This is a genomic window from Phytohabitans sp. LZ39, from assembly GCF_059359075.1.
In genome coordinates this window covers 168274-184639 of record NZ_JCADBM010000023.1, presented here as the reverse complement: position 1 = coordinate 184639, position 16366 = coordinate 168274, and the positions used below count along the sequence as shown (strand labels likewise).

Here is a 16366-nt window from a genome sequence, read left to right as displayed (position 1 = left end):
GCGCCCAGCGCGCGTGCAGCTCCACGGACTCGCCGTCGAGCAGGGCCTTGATGACCGGCTTCACGTCGTACGCCCGGTTGGGCTGCGCCGGCATGAGGGCGGCGAGATCCACGCCCTCGCGGGCGTCCGCGGCGGATATACGGCCTTGCTGGCCCAGCAGTACCGCGAGCCGTCGACCGATGGCCAGCGCGGACTCGTTGTCATCCGTGGTCACGTGCACCACGCCGGAACGCCGGCCGTGCGGCTCGGGACCGCCCAGACACTCCATGTCTACCTGCTCACCCGTGACCGAGCGGACTGCCTCCGGCCCGGTCACGAAGATCCGGCCCGCGCCCGCCATCACGACGATGTCGGTCAGCGCCGGCCCGTACGCCGCGCCACCGGCCGCCGGGCCGAGCACCACCGCAATCTGCGGTACGCGCCCCGAGGCCCGCACCATCGCCGCGAAGACCAGGCCGACCGCGTCGAGTGCGACCACACCCTCGGCCAGCCGTACACCTCCCGAATGCCATAGGCCCAGCACCGGGACCCGCTCGCGCACCCCGGCGTCGATCGCTTCGACGATGTGCCGGCAGCCCTCTCCGCCCATCGCGCCGCCCGGGTCGGCGGCGACGGCGTACGCCACCGCTGGCATCCCGTCGATCAGCCCTCGCCCCCACAGCACGCCGGCCTGCTCACGGGCCTGCGTGATACGAAGCCATCCGTCGTCGAACAGCTCGCGAAGCCCGAGGTTCGCACCCCAGAGATCCAACGGCCCGGCGCCCGTTGTCCAGGGCGCAGGCCGCTCCATGGCTCTCCTCAAGTCGGTGTCCGATGACCGCCGCACTGGACCGGTCTCGGCTGGCCAGGCTCTAACCTGGCCCGGTGCGGCGGCGTCGAAGCAGAGTGTGCCGTGACATCGGCGCTGTCACCCCGGGGAAGACCCGAGTACCGCGCCGCCGACCTTCGCCTGAAGCCGCGGTACCGCTGCTCGGCTACGGGCATGAGGTGTAGCGTTACTTGGTATGAGGGCGGAGGTACTGAAGGGCCACCTGGACGGCTTGATGTTGGCGGCGCTGGAGGACGGGCCGTTGCACGGGTACGCCGTCATGGAGGCGCTCCGTACGAACAGCAACGGGACGTTCAACCTGCCGACCGGCACGATCTATCCCGCACTGCACCGGCTCGAGCGCGCAGGCCTGGTCGCCGCGTCGTGGTCGACCAACGAGGGCCGCCGCCGGCGTTCCTATTCATTGACCTCAGCGGGGCGCAAGGAGTTGGCCGCGCAGCGGGCGAACTGGCAGGAGTTCTCCAGCGCGATGTCGGCGGTGCTCAACGGGGAAACCTCATGGCCGGCGCCGGCGTAACAGCCCTGCCGCCCGACGTGGATCCCGCCGCGCGGCCCTCGCTCGAGGACTACATGGACGAGCTCGCGCGTGGGCTGCCCGGGTCGCGGCGGGCGAGGACGGCGATCCTCGCCGAGGTCGGCGACGGCCTCGCCGACACTGTCGAGAAGTATCAGGCAGAGGGAGCCACGCCCGACCAAGCCGCCACGGCCGCCATCGAAGAGTTCGGCAGTCCACGCTCGCTGGCCGCCCATTTCGCCACCGAGCTGGCCGGCATCACAGCCCACCGCGTCGGGCTCGCGTTGGTCTGCACCGGACCCGCCGTGGGGCTGGTGTGGCTGGCCGCGTTCGTCGCCCGAGGCGAGGGCCTCGGCTGGAGCGGTGAACTGACCGCCATGCTGTCGACCATCCCGACCTACGCCGTCGTCCTCGCGCTGGTTGTGCCGGCCGCCTTACTCGCCACGGCAGGGGCTGGCACGGTCGCACGACGGCTTCCGGTTGGTCCCCGGCTGGCGGCCGCCGCGGCGAGCTTCGCCGCCATCGGCTGCGTTGTCGGGGATGCCACCTTGATCACCGGCCTGATCATCTCGACCGTGCGCGGGGCCGACGAGTCATGGCTGGCGTTGGTGGCAGTTCTCGTCAGCGGCGTCCGCCTCACTCTTGCGGGGCTGGCGGCGCGCCGGTGCGCCGCGCTCCGGGCCGCGGCGGCTTGAGCCGTGGCGCTCCGAAGCGCACGAGACCCAGGACGATCAGCGGCACGCCAACCGCCGCCGGCAACACCCAGTACGCCAGATGTGGCAGGCGATCCCACACCGGCAGCTGCGAGCCGTTGTCCACGTAGAAGCCGGTGAGCAAGGCGATGTACGAGCCGCCCATCCCCGCCGCGTGCCACACGGCCCAGTTTTGGGGGCGGCGCCGGCGGGCGATGCGGCCGCCTATAGCGAGGGTGTAGGCGATCGCGGCGATGGCGAACAAGTGAGCGTCGCGGCTCCAGCGCATACTCGCCATCACGGTGGCGGTCGCGAACACCGCGCCCAAGCCCCAGAAATACACGGTGCCGGCCGCCGGGTGGCGACCCCCTTGCTTGCGCGACGCGGCTGCCAGGGCGCCGCTGACCACAGAGGTCAGGCCGGCCAGGATGTGCACGACGAGCGCCGCGCGGAACACCGGACCGCGATCCGAAATGACGACGGCCGCGGCTTCCGCCGCAATGACATGGACGGCCTGCATGCCGGCCTCCCGGACCGCAGTTCCTTGTAGCATTGCTACATGTAGCGACGCTAGTGTATTACCCGATGCCGGTCAACTCTCGGAGGGCGCCGTGATCTTCTCTGTCTCGATGGCCTCCATGCCCGTGACGATCGTGCGCTCGATCGCGCTCTTCCTGCTCGCCGCCCTCGCGGAGATCAGCGGCGCGTGGCTGATCTGGAAGGGTTGGCGGGAACACCGCGGCCTGATCTGGATCGCAGGTGGAGTGCTCATCCTCGGCCTCTACGGCTTCCTGGCGGCCCTCCAGCCAGAGCAGCATTTCGGACGCGTACTCGCCGCCTACGGCGCCATCTTCGTCGCAGGGTCACTCGCCTGGGCCGCCATTGTGGACAAGTTCCGGCCGGGTCGCTGGGACCTTGTTGGGGCTGCACTCTGCCTTCTCGGCGCTGCCGTGATGATGTACGCCCCCCGCGACTGACCCTTCGCGGCGAGCCGTCCCGACAGTGGAGGGAGGGCGTCAAAAGTGAGATGGCCAATAGCCCGCCGAGCCAGCCACGCTCGGAGCAGGTTCGATCCGGGCGGTTCGTCGATCCCGACCGCGCTTGGCCGGCCTTGACTCGGTACTCGGGTATCGGGCCTACGGTCAGCTGGTGGGAACTGACGTGTATGACATGGCGATCGTGGGGTCGGGTGCGGCTGGTTTCGCGGCGGCGATCGCGGCCCGGCGGCGGGGTGCCCGGGTGGTGATGGTCGAGGCCGGCACGGTGGGTGGGACGTGTGTGAACACCGGTTGTGTGCCGTCCAAGGCGCTGTTGGCCGCGGCGCGGGCTCGGCAGGTGGCGGTCACGGCCAGCCGCTATCCGGGGATCCGTGCCGAGGCTGGGCCGGTGGCGTTCGGCGAGCTGGTCGCCGGCAAGGACGCCGTGGTGGAGGCGATGCGCGCCGATAAGTACGTCGCGTTGGCCGCCGAGCATGGCTGGCCGATCGTGGCGGGCACTGCCCGGTTCGCCGCCACCGCGGGCGGGCCGGTGCTGGACGTCGAGCTCGATGGGGGCGGCACCAGCCGGCTGGAGGCGGAGCACTATCTGGTGGCCACCGGCGCCGCCGCGTGGATCCCGCCGATTCCCGGGCTGGCCGAGGCCGGCTACCTCACCTCGACCACGGCCGTGGGTCTGGAGGTGTTGCCGGAGTCGCTGGTGGTGCTCGGCGGCAACGCGACCGGGCTGGAGCTCGCGCAGCTGTTCGCCCGGCTCGGCACCAGCGTGACCGTGGTGGAGGCGGCTGGCCGGTTGGCTCCGTTCGAGGAGCCCGAGGTGTCGGCCGCGATCGAGACCGCGTTCGCCGCCGAAGGCATCACGATCCACACCGGCGCCACGGTCTCCACTGTGGGCCGGGACGGCGACCGGTACCGCATCACGGTCGACGGCGACCACCTGGCGCCGCAGCGCCTGTTGGTGACGACCGGCCGCCGGCCGGTCACCACCAGCCTGGGGTTGGTGGGAATGGGGGTCAAGACCGGCCCACGCGGCGAGGTGATCGTGGACGACCAGCTGCGGACTAGCAACCCGCGAATCTGGGCGGCCGGTGACGTGACCGGACATCCGCAGCTGGTGTACGTGGCCGCCGCCCACGGCAGCATCGTGGCGGACAACGCCCTCGCGGGTGCCGGCCGCGGCGTGGACTACCGGCACCTGCCCCGGGTCGTGTTCACCATTCCGGCCATCGGCGTCGCCGGGCTGACCGAGGCCGAGGCGACCGCCGCCGGACACACCTGCGACAGCAGGGTGTTGCCGCTGACGCAACTGCCGCGCGCGGTGGTCGACCGCGACACCGGCGGCCTGGTCAAACTCGTCGCCGACACGCGCACCGGTCGGCTGCTGGGTGTGCACGCGGTGGCCGACGCCGCCGGCGAGCTTGCCGCCGCCGGTGCCTGGCTGCTCACCGCTGGTGTGACAGTCGACCAGCTCGCTACTGGCTGGGCGCCGTATCTGACCGCCGCCGAGGCACTCAAGCTCGCCGCACAGACGTTCACCCACGACGTGGCCACCCTGTCCTGCTGCGCCGCCTAACCCCTTTGTGGAGGATCACGATGAACAAGCCACAGCTGCGGGTCGGTGTCACCACCGACCGCATCACCGGCGTATCCGCCCCGGCCCGCCGCGTGCACCGGGCCATCCTGCGCGCCTTCGCCAGCACCGGCCGGCCGCCAGACCGCGACAGCCTGACCGCCGTCACCGGCCCGAGCCTGGACGCCCTGCTGCGCGAACTGCACGACCGCGACGTGGTCCGCCTCGACGAACGCGGGGGCATCCTGGCCGCGTATCCGTTCTCGGGCCGACCCACCACGCACACGGTGGCGATCGCCGGCGGGGCGACCGTGTACGCGATGTGCGCCATCGACGCGCTCGGCATGAGCGCGATGCTGGGGCGCGACACTACGATTCGCTCTACTGACCCGCACAACGGCCACCAAGTCACCGTGACCGTCCACGATGGACAAGCGGCATGGGAGCCGGTGACCGCGGTCGTGGTCAACGGCGTAACGGGCACCAGCGCGGACGAGGACTGCTGCGTGCCGGCGGTCGACCGGTGCTGTTCCGTGCTGAATTTCTTCACCGACCCGGCCAGCGCCCATTCTTGGTTGGCCGCACGCCCGGCGGTGTCCGGCGTCGTCCTGGACCAGGGCGAAGCTATGCAGACTGGTGTGGACACCTTCGGCAGGCTGCTCGAGTAATAACAAGTTAGGCCGTGCGACGCTCCAAGGCTTGCGCGGACCGTGCCGTGCACGTGCCGCAGATGGCCACCCCGGGGCCGTGTACCAGCGGCTGGCCCGCCGATTCGGCGGCCCCGCAGAAGGAGCAGGCCGGACCGCGGCGACGTTTGCCCCGCCAGCCGATCCGGCGCGGGTTCAACGTGAGGTGGCAGGCCAGTTCCTTCTTGATGACGGCTATGTCTGCGCCGAGGTCGACAAGCACCCGGCGGGCCCGGCTCCCGGGATCGAAGGCGAGCACCAGCAGCAGGTGCTCGGTGCCGACCTCGACCCGGTCCGGATCGGCGGCGGTGGCCTGAGCGTGATGGGCGGCGGCCTCGATCGCGCAGACGGCTTCCGGCGACAGCATCGGCGGCCCGTCGCCGGGTGCGGGCGGGCCGAACAGGCGGCTGCTCGACTCCTGGAAGGCCGCCGCCGTCACCCCGATCTGGTCGAGGACCGCCGCCGCCACCCCCTCGGCCAGCAGTCCGGCCAGCAGATGATGGGTGCCCACCTGCCCGGCCTGCTCGGCCGCCGCGACCTCGTGCGCACGGTCCAGGCACGTTCGCAGCCGCGGCCGCACCACCACGTTCGCGGCGAGTACCGGCGTCGGCGGACGCTCGGTGAAGCGTTTGCGGGCCGCCTGCTTACTCACTCCCAGCCGGCCGCCGATCTCGGTCCAGGACACCCCGGCCCGGCGTGCCTCGCCGACAACGTGGTCGACCAGAGCGTCGGCCCGCTCACTCAGCCCACCCGCTAGGCCCACGGCGGCCTCGACCCGATTCAGATGGTCCGCACCCGCGGCGCGGTGGACCTGCGCGATCAGGTCATCCAGCGACACACCAGCCATCCGACAACCATAAGTTGTCGCACCGTGGGGTGACAACCCAAGGTTGTCGCTGAGGGTTGACTCTGTACCTGGGTACCGGGCCTATCGTTCGGGGGTATGAGAACGGGGCAGGTCGCCGATCAGGCTGGCGTCAACATCCAGACTCTGCGCTACTACGAACGCCGCGGCCTACTCCCCGCACCGGCCCGGCGGGCGTCCGGATACCGGGTGTACGGGCCGGACGCGGTGCGGGTGGTCCGGTTCGTCAAGCGTGCTCAACAGCTCGGGTTCACCCTGGACGAGGTAGAGTCCCTGCTGCATTTGGCCGAGGGCGGGCCGGACAGCTGCGACGGCGCCCGCGACCTGGCCACCGACAAAATCAGCGACCTCGATCGGCGGATCGTCCAGCTGACCGCGATGCGCCAGTCGTTGCAGCGACTGGTGGTCACGTGTGAGCGGCCTCGTACCCAGCGGGAATGCCCGCTGTTGCAGTCCATCGACCAACCCGGCAACCCGGATTATCCCGCCCTGGTCAGATGACGATCGCCGCTGACGGTGTCGAGTGGACCGTCACCCTCGACGACCAGGACTGGCGGATCTCCTGGCACCCACCGCCCCAAGTCCCGCCCGGTATCCCGCACGGCTCGGCTGCGGTCTGCCACGCCGACGGGCAGATCGTGCTGGTCAGCGACGACGGACGCAGGTGGGGAATTCCCGGCGGCCGGCCCGAGCCCGGCGAGGACTGGACCGCCACCCTGCACCGCGAAGTGCGGGAGGAAGCCTGCGCCACCGTGACCAGGCAACGGCTGCTCGGCTACAGCCGCGGCGCCTGCGTCCGCGGCCACGAGCAAGGACGGATCCTGGTCCGCGCCTGGTGGCACGCCGACGTCACGTTGCTCCCGTGGGAGCCGACGTTCGAGATGACCCACCGCCGGCTCGTCCCCGCCGACCAGGCCCCCGCTGTCATCTGGACGGAAGCCGGATACGAGCCGATGTACCGAAGGATTTTCGCCGAGGCCGCCCGGCAGGATCTCGGTTGCGGCCCCTCAACCGGCCAGGCGGCTCGACCGTGACCGACCCATCCCCGTCCCCGCGAGCCGACCCACCAGCCGTTGACGAGACATCGCCGCCGAACGGCGAGCAACTGGATCAGGAAGCGGCCGAGCGACCAAAGTCGCTGCGGCTGCTGCCCCGGATCACCACCGACGCCCTCCGGCTGGCATGGGCTTCCTCGCCGCGCCTTCTGATCGCCAACGTCGCGCTGAAACTGGTCAACGGCGCCGGTCTGGCCATCGCGCTGATCTTCGCCCGCAACCTCGTCGGCGACGTCCTGGCCGCCAACGACCGTGCCACGGCGCCCGGGATCGGTTCGGCCATCCCCGGCGGCTACATCGACCAACACGAAAACCCGCACACCGCGGCCGAACGCGAACTACGCGAGGAACTCAACCTCGCCCTACCCGCCGGCGACCTACTGGTGGTCGACTGGGCCTCACCAGCAGGACCCCGGCCCCGAGCGCTGGTGAACTTCATCTTCGACGGCGGCCGCCTCACCCGCGACCACGACATCCGCGTCGATCCAGACGAGTTGGAAACCTTCGGGTTCCACGACCCCGAGCAGTGCCGGCGGCTGCTCCCACCCCGCGTCGCACCGCGCATCGAGGCCGCTCTCGCCGCCCGCGCCAAGGGCACGGTGATCTGCCTGATTGACGGAGCCTCACCGACGCCCTCCTGATCGCGACCCGCTCTCACGGCGGCGGGCCCAGCCTTGCTGAGCTCGGCGGGGCGCGTACCTTGCGGAGACCTCTTCGGTGAAGGAACGACGGGAACCACCGGGACGCCTGCTGCGAAGCCACGGCCGGTGCAACTGGTCCACCCCGCGGGACAGAAGAGTGACATCCGGCGCCTGAGCGATCGGGACAGTCGCATCGGGACACCGCTGCGGGGACATCGCCGTCCCGGCCCACCGGGACGCGGGAATCGCGGCGTTGAGCGCCGTCCCACCGACCGTGTCCCGAAGCCGGGCGCAACAACCGAGACAACCGTGGGCGACCACCCGGGCGGCGCAGGTAGCCGTGGCCGCCGCACCTGGCCGGCGGCCACGACGATCCCCCTTCTAGGCCGCGCGACGGATACGACGACGAGCGGCGGCCAAGCGCCTGGTCGGGTGATAGGCCGTCTCGGCCTCGCGGACGCCACTTGAGCGTTGCGTCGGGCCGAAGATGGCTGTCTCCATCAGCTCGGCGGCCTTGCGCGCGCTCAGGTCCAGCACGTGGGTGTAGACCTCGTCGGTGGTGCGCCGGCTGGCGTGGCCGAGCCGGTCCTTCATGACGTGCTGCGGCACGCCGGCGTCAGCACCGGTGGTCGCCGAGGTGTGTCGTGCGTCGTGCAGGGCGATCACCGGCACGCCAGCGGCCCGGCAGCTCCGCTCCCATTCCTGCGTCAGGTACCGCGGGTAGTACGGCCGGCCGTCCTCGCGACAGAACACGTAGCCGCCATCGTCGTATACCTCGGCGGCGGCTTCCTTCTCGGCATCCCGGCAGCGCCGGTGCACACGCAGAGCGGTCACCGCGGTGGGCCCGATGGCCACGGTGCGCTTGCCCTTGCCCTCGGCGCCTTTTCGATGGCACTGTCACGGGATGTCGTCGTGCGCTGCCAGTAGATGGCGAGAGCACCGCCGTCCAAGTCGACGCGATCCCATTTGAGCCCGAGTAGCTCGCCGCGGCGCAGGCCGGCCACGATGGCCAGGACCCAGGCCGCGTAAAGCCGGTGGTCGGCCTGGTGAACTAGGAACTGAGCGGCTTGCTCTGCCGTCCACACGCCCTTGCGTCCCTGGGTCTCCCGGTCCTCCTTGCGCGGTTCGCGGACTCCGTCGACGGCGATGCGTAGATCCTTCAGCGCTTTCATCAGCACCCGGTGCACGGTCCGCACGGTGGTCCGCGACAACGGAGTGCCGCGCTTGCTGCCCCGCTTGAGCAGCGTCATATAGAAGTCGTGGATGGTGCGCTTGGACAGCGCGTAGACCTGCCGGCTGCCCAAATCCGGAACGATGTAGCAGTTGACGATGTCACGGTAGTTGCCCAGGGTGGTCTGCTGCACGTCCAGCTCCCGCTCACGGAGCCACACCGCCAGCTCGGCGGCGAGACTGCCGTCCGCGGCTAGGTCCGCGCGGGCGTACGACCTGCGGGCCTCGGTCTCCGCCGCCTGTGCGGCCTGCTGGGACACGAAGCCCCTGCGGTTCATCTGCCGGCGCTTGCCGTCGGAGGCCGGGGGCAGGTCGATGGTGAACATCCAGCGAGTCTGGCCGCGGGCCAACTGGTAGGGGTAGATAGCCACGGGTCGATCTCCTCCGCTAACGGGGCGAGGACTCGACCGACACTGCGCGATCACTGTTAGCGGAAACCAGGCAAGATCTTTAATCTTGCCTGGTCAGCCATGGTCGGGACGGCCGGATTTGAACCGACGACCCCTTGACCCCCAATCAGCGGCATGCTCACGCATGTTTGCCCCAGGTCACTGGAAGCATAAATCGGCCGAGTAAAGGAGTCCCACCGGACACACGATCCGGGTCCCCGCCCAAGGCCAGACAACACAGCAGGGTGCGAAGCGCGCTGCGCAGCCGGATGCGTCCCACGACACCGAGGTACCACAACACTCGGGCAGCGGCGGCAGCCAGATACGGACCGCCCTCACCCAGAAGACCCCGTAGTAGCGGCAGCCAGCCAACGCGACACGGTCGCTACGGGCACGGGCCCGTAGCGCGACAGCCACGGCACCGCAGCCCAGGCATTAGGGGCCCGGCGACGCAAGACCAACACCCGCGCTACAACAACAAGCTGCCACGCCGGACCGCGACCCGCTCCCGACACTGACGATCGGCCCAGCTTCGTCACCCCTCGTAACGGCCGGATCGCGGCTACTTATCTAATTTGATCTACGACTCCAGCCCGGCCAGGCTGGGTCGAGGTGGCCGGCGGGTTGCTCTCATTCGCGGCTGTCCACGGCTCAAGGGGTGTGACTCTCATTTGGCGTGCGCCCGCCGGTCACCGCTGCGGGAGTGGCTCAAGAGCGGTTTGCCCAGCTGGAAGTAGCGTTGCCCTCCTCGCAATAGTCCACTGTGTACAAGCGAGGAGAGCGAGCGCATGGGTCGTGTGGTGATCGGGATGGATCCGCACAAGCGGTCGGCCACGGTAGAGGTCATCGACGAACGCGAGCAGATGTTGGCGAAGGGCCGCTACGGCACCGACACCGACGGCTACCAGCAGATGCTCGCCGCCGGCCGCCACTTCCCCGACCGCATCTGGGCCGTGGAAGGCTGCGCAGGCATCGGCCGGCACATCGCCCAACGCCTGGTCGCCGACGGCGAACCCGTCCTCGACGTGCCCGCCAAGCTGTCCGCCCGGGTGCGGGTCTTCCACACCGGGCAGGGCCGCAAGACCGACCCGGTCGACGCGCACAGCGTCGCGGTGGCCGGGCTACGCACCCCGGGTCTGCGTGCCGTGACCGTCAACGACGCCACCGTGGCGCTGCGGCTGCTGGTAGACCGCCGTGACGAGCTCGGCCGGTCCCGCACCGAGACGGTCAGCCGCATCCACCATCTGCTGCTGGAGCTGATCCCGGGCGGGGCCAAGAAGTTCCTCACCCGCGGCCAGGCCAGCTACCTGCTGCGCACCGCGCCCGAACCGGTCGGCATCCTCGCCCGGACCCGTCACGACCTGGCCCGCGAGCTCATCGACGAGCTGACCGTCATCGACGCCAAGATCCGGGCCGCGGACAAGCAGCTACGCCAGCTCGTCTCCGCGGCGGGCAGCTCGCTACGCGACCTCAACGGAATCGGCCCATCCGGCGCCGCACGCCTCATCGGCGACATCGGTGATGTCGCCAGGTTCGGCAGTGCCGCCCACTTCGCCTCACCGAACGGCACCGCCCCGATCGAAGCGTCCTCCGGCGACCAACGCCGCCACCGCCTGTCCAGGCTCGGGAACCGGCGCATCAACCGGGTCCTGCACATCATGGCCATCGTCCAGCTGCGCCACGACACCCCCGGCCGCGCCTACTACCGGCGCCGTATCGCCGAGGGCAAGACCACCATGGAAGCCCTGCGCGCGCTCAAACGGCACCTGTCCGACGTGGTCTACAAGCAGATGCTCCGCGACGCCACACGCAATCGAGCCGGCGGGACGGGCCCGGCAGGACAATCGGGAGCGACTCTGCAATCCAGCGCGGACGGCCCAATCCCGACAGCCGCCACTTCGGACAAGTCACAACCCGGACCCGCCAGCGGCAAGCCTAGAACAAAACTCGCCGCAACCCCTTGACCTAGAGGGGAACCATGAGCGTGCGCCTGATCTTGCGGTCAGCACCGCGCGGATCGGCGACAGATGAGTAGGATGATCTTGATCCATGCGGCGAGGCCGATGTGGTGAGTCCGTGCACGGTGCGCTGCGCTGGGAAGACAGGCATTCGCGCCCGTGCGGCGGTGCAAACTCGGCGGGCAGCGCTCCCCCGACACAGCCCAACAGGAAGAATGACCGTGCAGTCGCGCGCGATCTCGCGGCCAACAGCTTTCAACACGGTGTCATGGGAAACGTTCCCGGGTGCACCCGCCAGCGTCCAGCGCACTGGGTAGCGGAGACGACGGCCGCTCAGATCTTCAGGAGCACGGACCCGCAAACTCGAACGGGACAGCCGACTCCCCCTCCAGGCCAGCGGCGATCGAAGCTCATCTCGCAACCGGCGGTCCCGCCGTCGATAACGGCAGGGATTCCGTGCTCGGACGCGGTTCGCGACTCTCGGCTGTTACCCGTGTTGTGGCCTGGCGCGGGCGAGGTCCCGGGCGAGCCGGGCCAGCGCCAGGGTCGGCGCGGACGGCTGCTCGTTGCGGTGGGCGAGAGCGAGGTCGACGACCTTCGCCGCGGGGTGAACGGCGTGGAAGGTGACGTCGTCGTGGTGGGTGCGGGTGAGCGATGACGGGACCAGGGAGACCCCGAGGCCGGCTGCGACCAGCCCGAGAATCGTCTGCATCTGCACGGCTTCCTGCACCACGGTGGGCGTGAAGCCGGCGGAGCGGCAGTAGTCGTCGATCTGGTCGCGCAGACCGGGGCCGAGGCGGCGGGGGAACAGCACGAACGGTTCGTGCGCCAGCCGGACCAGAGCGATGCCGCGGGTACGGGCGAGGCGGTGGCCGGCGGGCAGGGCCGCGACGAGGCGTTCGCGGCCAACCGATTCGACGTGCAGGCCGTCGGCGTCGGGCTCGGGCACCGGTGGCCGGAGCAGTCCTATGTCGAGCCGGCCCGCCCTTAACTGGCCGGCCTGATCGGCGGTGGTCAGCTCGCGCAGGTCCAGCGTCACGTCCGGGTAGCGGTTGCGGAACGCGCGCAGCAGAGGCGGCAGCAGGGTCAGCGCGGCCGAGCCGACGAAGCCGACCACGAGGTGCCCGGTCTCACCGCGGCTGGCCCGTTGCGCGGCGCGGGTCGCCGCGCCAGCGTGGTCGACCGCCTTTTGCGCGTCGGGCCGGAACGCTTCACCAGCGGCGGTCAGCCGCACCTGCCGGGTGCTGCGGTCGAACAACGCGACGCCCAGCTCCGCCTCCAGCGCCTGGATCTGCTGGCTCAGCGGCGGCTGCCGGATGCCCAACGTCTCGGCGGCCCGGCCGAAATGCAGGTGCTCGGCGACGGCGAGGAAGTAACGCAGGTGTCGCAGCTCCACCCTCTGACGATATGCGACGGATATCTAACAGTCGTCAGCGATATATGAAACGTGACGACAGCCCTCGTGGCCGAGAACGGTGGATGGCGACCTAAGGAGGAAACGATGATGAGGAACCTGCTGCTGGCCGGTGCCGGTGCGATCGTCGCGGCGACCCTGCTGCCGGTGACAGCCGACGCCACAGAGCACTCACGCACGATCCGAACAGATCTGCGAGTCACCAGCGATCCCGGTGTCCGGATCGCGGTTCGTGAGGTGCGACCGGCTCGCCCTTCACTACGGCCGCCGGTGCTGCTGCTACACGGCGCGCGGGTGCCCGGGGTGGCCAGCTTCGACCTGCCAGTGCCGGGTGGCTCCCTGGCCGGCGTCCTCGCGGACGCGGGCCACCGCGTGTACATCATGGACGCGCGCGGCTACGGCGCCTCCACCCGCCCGCCGTCGATGGAGCAGGACCCGCGGGCCAATCCACCCGCCGCCCGCTCCGCCGAGGTGGTCCGCGATGTCGCCGCTGTCGTCGACCTGATCAGCCGGCACACCCGCCACCCCCGGGTGGCCCTGCTCGGCTGGGCCACCGGCGGCCATTGGCTGGGCCAGTACGCCGCCGCCAACCCGCACCGCGTCAGCCACCTGGTGCTCTACAACACCTTGTACGGCGCCCACGACGGGCATCCGACCCTCGGACGCGGAAGCGACTACGAGGACCCCGACCGGCCCGGCCAGTTCCACGCGGCGGCTTTCGGCGCGTACCGGCTCAACACCGCCGACAGCCTGTTGCCGTCCTGGGACGCCGGCATCCCGGGCGACGACAAGACGGTGTGGCGTGATCCGGCCGTCGCGGCGGCCTACCAGCGGGCCGCGCTCGCCTCCGACCCGACCAGCGCCTCGCGGACCCCGCCAAGCTTCCGGGCCCCGACCGGGGCGCTGGAGGACAGCTTCCTACTCGCCACCGGGCGCCAACTGTGGGACGCCAGCCTGATCACCGCCCCGACGCTGATCCTGCGCAGTGAGTACGACTTCTGGAGCCGGCCCGAGGATCCCCGCGCGATGCGAGACCACCTCGTCCACGCCGCCGAGGTCCGCAGCGTCGAACTGACCGGCGCGACCCACTATGCCCACCTCGACCGCGACAACCACGGACGCAAGCGGTTCCTCGCCGAGACCACCAATTTCCTGGCCCGACGCTGAACTCGCTCAGGCGGCGGTTTTGCCGATCCGGGCCGGCCGAGCAGCCGTGCGGGCGACCTCGCCGACGCCTACCTCGACCTCGTAGCCGCCACCGGCAGCTCGGTGGGCGAACTCAACCGGGATCGGCCCGTCCCGGGCGGCCCGCCTGCTCGGTGACATCGCAGACGTCAGCCGGTTCCGCAGCAAGGCCCACTTCGCCTCGTGGAACGGCACCGCGCCGATCGAGGCATCCTCAGGCGACCAGAAACGCCACCGTCTGTCCCGGGCCGGCAACCGTCGCATCAACCGGGTCCTGCACATCATGGCCATCCTGCAACTACGCCACGACACTCCCGGCCGCGCCTACTACCGCCGCCGCGTCGCCGAAGGCAAGACCACGATGGAAGCCCTTCGCGCCCTCAAACGCCACCTGTCCGACGTGGTCTACCAGCGAATGGTCCTCGACACCCGACGCACCCAGACCAGCAAGGCCGGCCCGGGAGGACACCAGGCAGCGACTCTGCAATCCACCGCGGCCAGCCCAATCCCAACAGCCAACTCTTCGAACAAGTCACAACCCGGACCCGCTGCCCACCAGCCTAAAACATCCCTCGCCGCAACCCCTTGACCTAGAGGGAAGCCAAATGAGTGAAGTGGTGGGGCGACGTGGCCGTGTTTGCGGTGGCCGGCCACGTCGCTGGCTGCTCAACTTACTCGCTGATCGACAGATCCCGGCGGATGCCAGGCCCGTGCGGGCAAGGCCGCGACGCCAGGCATGCTGTGCCGGAAGGTACTCCCATACGCCGCCGGCACGGCAACGGACCAGGGCTCCTCGGGCCTAGCCGTGGGTCGGGCCGGCCAGCAGGGGCCCGCGTGGCGGTATGCATTGATGTTGAGGCGTCTCTAGGATTTCGGGTCTTCTTGACATGTAATCAAGTGCTCGACAGTTGAGCTTTGTGTCGTCGGACGGCTGCGGAGCGTTCGGCCAGTTGCAGCATGTACGCCTTCCGCGCGTGCTTCGCCATCGCGACGCGGGTCTCCTCAGGTAGCACGCCCTCGGGATCAACCTGACGCTCGAACCGATCGAGGAACGCCCTAGTGCCAGAAGACGTCCGGGCCGTCCGGTTGACGGTCCTGGCCCATGATGCGTGCGCGGCGATCCGAGCTCGGCGACTGCGCTGCGCCGCGGTCAACCCACTCCCCCGCACCCGGCCGCCGCGCCCATTCCGCTTTTCAGACACGTTCGCCTACCTTCAGCCGCGCGTGTATCTTCTGGGCGCGCTCGGCTGCGGCGCTCGCGCCGTAGCGGCGCGGCATGTCATCGGATGTCCAGCCCAGCAGGAGCATCAAATCGCCGGTGTCGCCGCCGGCCAGCTTCCACTCGTGGGCGAAGGTGTGCCGCCAGCGGTGAGCGTGCAGATGTGGCACGCCGGCCGCCTCGCCGCGGCGGCGGAGCATAAGCTTGATCCCGTTCGCGGCCAGCGGGTTGCCGCCGCGCACGGCGAGCCACAGGTGCTCGGAGATGGCGTACCGGTGCTGGGCGCGGGCGCGCAGGTATCGGCTCAGCGCTCGGCCGGTCCTCGGTCCGAATCGGACCTGCCGGTCCTTGGCACCCTTGCCGTGGTAGTGCACCACGTCGCGATTGAGATCGACGTCGGCGACGGCCAGGTGGGCGACCTCCGACAGCCGCGCTCCGGTGTTGTACAGCAGGCGGATGATCGCCTCGTCCCGTAGTCCGGCGAAGTCGTTGCCCTTGCACACGTCCAGGACGCTCTTGGTCTCTTCGTCACGCAGGACCGGGATGAGCTTCTGCGGTGTCTTCGGCTGCCGCATCCGCTCCATCGGCGACCGTTCGATGACCTCCTCGTCTTGGAGCAGCCAGCGGAAGAACTGCTGCAAGGCCTTGTACTTGTTCATCGCCGTGGACGGTGAGCGGGTCTGCACCATCCACGCCTGGAAGCTCTCCAAGTGCGCTCGCCGCACGGCCGTCGGATCCGCGGCGGCGGCCTCGGCGCTGGCATCGACACGGTGGTCGTCGAGATAGCGAGCCAGTTGCACGACTGCCAGCAGGTAGTTGTACCGGGTTGTCGTTGGATAGTTGCCGGCTCTCAGTGTTCGGTCCCAGTCCCGCACGAATCCGGCCCAGACGGCGGCAATTCCCGTTGTCAGCCGCACCAGATCTCCGGTCACGGCACTTCACCGTCTTCGCAGGTAGCCGCGCGCCGCTCCGCTCCCCTGAAGCTGCCGGTCACGTCAACGTCGGACGGCGTACGCGGGAGTGGACGCGTAGCTGCTTGTGTCTGTTCGAGATGACGCTCTCGCGTCGGATAGGCAGGCCCTTCATGTCCTTTGAAGGCCCAACAGCGCCGACGAATCTGTCGA

18 protein-coding genes and 1 pseudogene are annotated in these 16366 nt (G+C 69.9%); 12 read left to right on the top strand and 7 right to left on the bottom strand.

Annotated elements, in window-relative coordinates:
* On the bottom strand, positions 1–790 hold a 790-nt coding region (locus AC5L36_RS35380; protein WP_441222985.1), incomplete at its 3' end, for a carboxyl transferase domain-containing protein.
* A 214-nt stretch (positions 791–1004) separates the two neighbouring features.
* On the opposite strand from AC5L36_RS35380, the gene AC5L36_RS35375 reads away from it, so the two are divergent.
* On the top strand, positions 1005–1346 hold the full coding sequence (locus tag AC5L36_RS35375) for a PadR family transcriptional regulator (protein WP_441222984.1): 342 nt from the start codon (positions 1005–1007) through the stop codon (positions 1344–1346).
* On the top strand, positions 1328–2038 hold the full coding sequence (locus tag AC5L36_RS35370; protein WP_441222983.1) for a permease prefix domain 1-containing protein: 711 nt from the start codon (positions 1328–1330) through the stop codon (positions 2036–2038). Before AC5L36_RS35375 ends, AC5L36_RS35370 begins: the two co-directional genes overlap by 19 nt.
* Here AC5L36_RS35370 and AC5L36_RS35365 read toward each other — a convergent pair.
* Positions 1980–2555 (bottom strand): hypothetical protein, encoded by a 576-nt coding sequence (locus tag AC5L36_RS35365; RefSeq protein ID WP_441222982.1) that lies wholly within the window; start codon positions 2553–2555, stop codon positions 1980–1982. The genes AC5L36_RS35370 and AC5L36_RS35365 overlap by 59 nt on opposite strands.
* A gap of 124 nt (positions 2556–2679) precedes the next feature.
* On the opposite strand from AC5L36_RS35365, the gene AC5L36_RS35360 reads away from it, so the two are divergent.
* The 3 genes from AC5L36_RS35360 (at position 2680) to AC5L36_RS35350 (ending at position 5268) form a co-directional block, all read left to right on the top strand.
* A complete protein-coding gene (locus tag AC5L36_RS35360) occupies positions 2680–3012 on the top strand; it encodes a YnfA family protein (protein ID WP_441222994.1) in 333 nt (110 codons plus the stop codon).
* A 172-nt stretch (positions 3013–3184) separates the two neighbouring features.
* Positions 3185–4603 carry a mercury(II) reductase gene (gene merA, locus AC5L36_RS35355; protein ID WP_441222981.1) on the top strand — a complete coding sequence of 473 codons (1419 nt, stop codon included), beginning with the start codon at positions 3185–3187 and terminating at the stop codon, positions 4601–4603.
* Positions 4604–4623: 20 nt separating this feature from the next.
* Positions 4624–5268 carry an alkylmercury lyase family protein gene (locus AC5L36_RS35350; RefSeq protein ID WP_441222980.1) on the top strand — a complete coding sequence of 215 codons (645 nt, stop codon included), beginning with the start codon at positions 4624–4626 and terminating at the stop codon, positions 5266–5268.
* Between the two features lie 7 nt (positions 5269–5275).
* On the opposite strand, the gene AC5L36_RS35345 is transcribed toward AC5L36_RS35350, so the two are convergent.
* Positions 5276–6133 (bottom strand): ClpX C4-type zinc finger protein, encoded by an 858-nt coding sequence (locus AC5L36_RS35345; RefSeq protein ID WP_441222979.1) that lies wholly within the window; start codon positions 6131–6133, stop codon positions 5276–5278.
* A gap of 96 nt (positions 6134–6229) precedes the next feature.
* On the opposite strand from AC5L36_RS35345, the gene AC5L36_RS35340 reads away from it, so the two are divergent.
* Genes AC5L36_RS35340 through AC5L36_RS35330 form a run of 3 tightly spaced genes read left to right on the top strand, consistent with a single transcriptional unit; the run spans position 6230 to position 7847 of the window.
* The gene (locus AC5L36_RS35340; RefSeq protein ID WP_441222978.1) at positions 6230–6652 is read left to right on the top strand and encodes a MerR family transcriptional regulator; all 423 of its coding nucleotides are present in this window, start codon (positions 6230–6232) and stop codon (positions 6650–6652) included.
* Positions 6649–7185 (top strand): NUDIX hydrolase, encoded by a 537-nt coding sequence (locus AC5L36_RS35335; RefSeq protein ID WP_441222977.1) that lies wholly within the window; start codon positions 6649–6651, stop codon positions 7183–7185. Before AC5L36_RS35340 ends, AC5L36_RS35335 begins: the two co-directional genes overlap by 4 nt.
* Entirely contained in the window at positions 7182–7847 is a 666-nt protein-coding gene (locus AC5L36_RS35330) for an NUDIX domain-containing protein (RefSeq protein ID WP_441222976.1), read from the top strand. The genes AC5L36_RS35335 and AC5L36_RS35330 overlap by 4 nt, the downstream gene beginning before the upstream one ends.
* A 381-nt stretch (positions 7848–8228) precedes the next feature.
* On the opposite strand, the gene AC5L36_RS35325 is transcribed toward AC5L36_RS35330, so the two are convergent.
* Positions 8229–8702: a tyrosine-type recombinase/integrase gene (locus AC5L36_RS35325; protein WP_441222975.1), complete on the bottom strand. Its 474-nt coding sequence runs from the start codon at positions 8700–8702 to the stop codon at positions 8229–8231.
* Positions 8678–9403 (bottom strand): tyrosine-type recombinase/integrase, encoded by a 726-nt coding sequence (locus tag AC5L36_RS35320; RefSeq protein WP_441222974.1) that lies wholly within the window; start codon positions 9401–9403, stop codon positions 8678–8680. Before AC5L36_RS35320 ends, AC5L36_RS35325 begins: the two co-directional genes overlap by 25 nt.
* An 851-nt stretch (positions 9404–10254) precedes the next feature.
* On the opposite strand from AC5L36_RS35320, the gene AC5L36_RS35315 reads away from it, so the two are divergent.
* Entirely contained in the window at positions 10255–11430 is a 1176-nt protein-coding gene (locus tag AC5L36_RS35315) for an IS110 family RNA-guided transposase (protein WP_441222973.1), read from the top strand.
* A gap of 481 nt (positions 11431–11911) precedes the next feature.
* Here AC5L36_RS35315 and AC5L36_RS35310 read toward each other — a convergent pair whose 3' ends face one another.
* Complete coding sequence (locus AC5L36_RS35310) at positions 11912–12820, bottom strand: LysR family transcriptional regulator (RefSeq protein ID WP_441222972.1); 909 nt, start codon at positions 12818–12820, stop codon at positions 11912–11914.
* Positions 12821–12925: 105 nt separating this feature from the next.
* Between AC5L36_RS35310 and AC5L36_RS35305 the strand changes: the two genes are divergently transcribed.
* The 3 genes and pseudogenes from AC5L36_RS35305 (at position 12926) to AC5L36_RS35295 (ending at position 14612) form a co-directional block, all read left to right on the top strand.
* The gene (locus tag AC5L36_RS35305; protein WP_441222971.1) at positions 12926–14005 is read left to right on the top strand and encodes an alpha/beta hydrolase; all 1080 of its coding nucleotides are present in this window, start codon (positions 12926–12928) and stop codon (positions 14003–14005) included.
* 121 nt (positions 14006–14126) lie between these two features.
* A pseudogene (locus AC5L36_RS35300) lies at positions 14127–14297 on the top strand (transposase); the annotation flags it as partial.
* Between the two features lie 9 nt (positions 14298–14306).
* Complete coding sequence (locus AC5L36_RS35295; RefSeq protein WP_441222970.1) at positions 14307–14612, top strand: hypothetical protein; 306 nt, start codon at positions 14307–14309, stop codon at positions 14610–14612.
* A gap of 605 nt (positions 14613–15217) precedes the next feature.
* Here AC5L36_RS35295 and AC5L36_RS35290 read toward each other — a convergent pair.
* Positions 15218–16174, bottom strand: coding sequence for a tyrosine-type recombinase/integrase (locus tag AC5L36_RS35290; RefSeq protein ID WP_441222969.1), 957 nt, complete (start codon positions 16172–16174; stop codon positions 15218–15220).
* Positions 16175–16366: the final 192 nt, after the last annotated feature.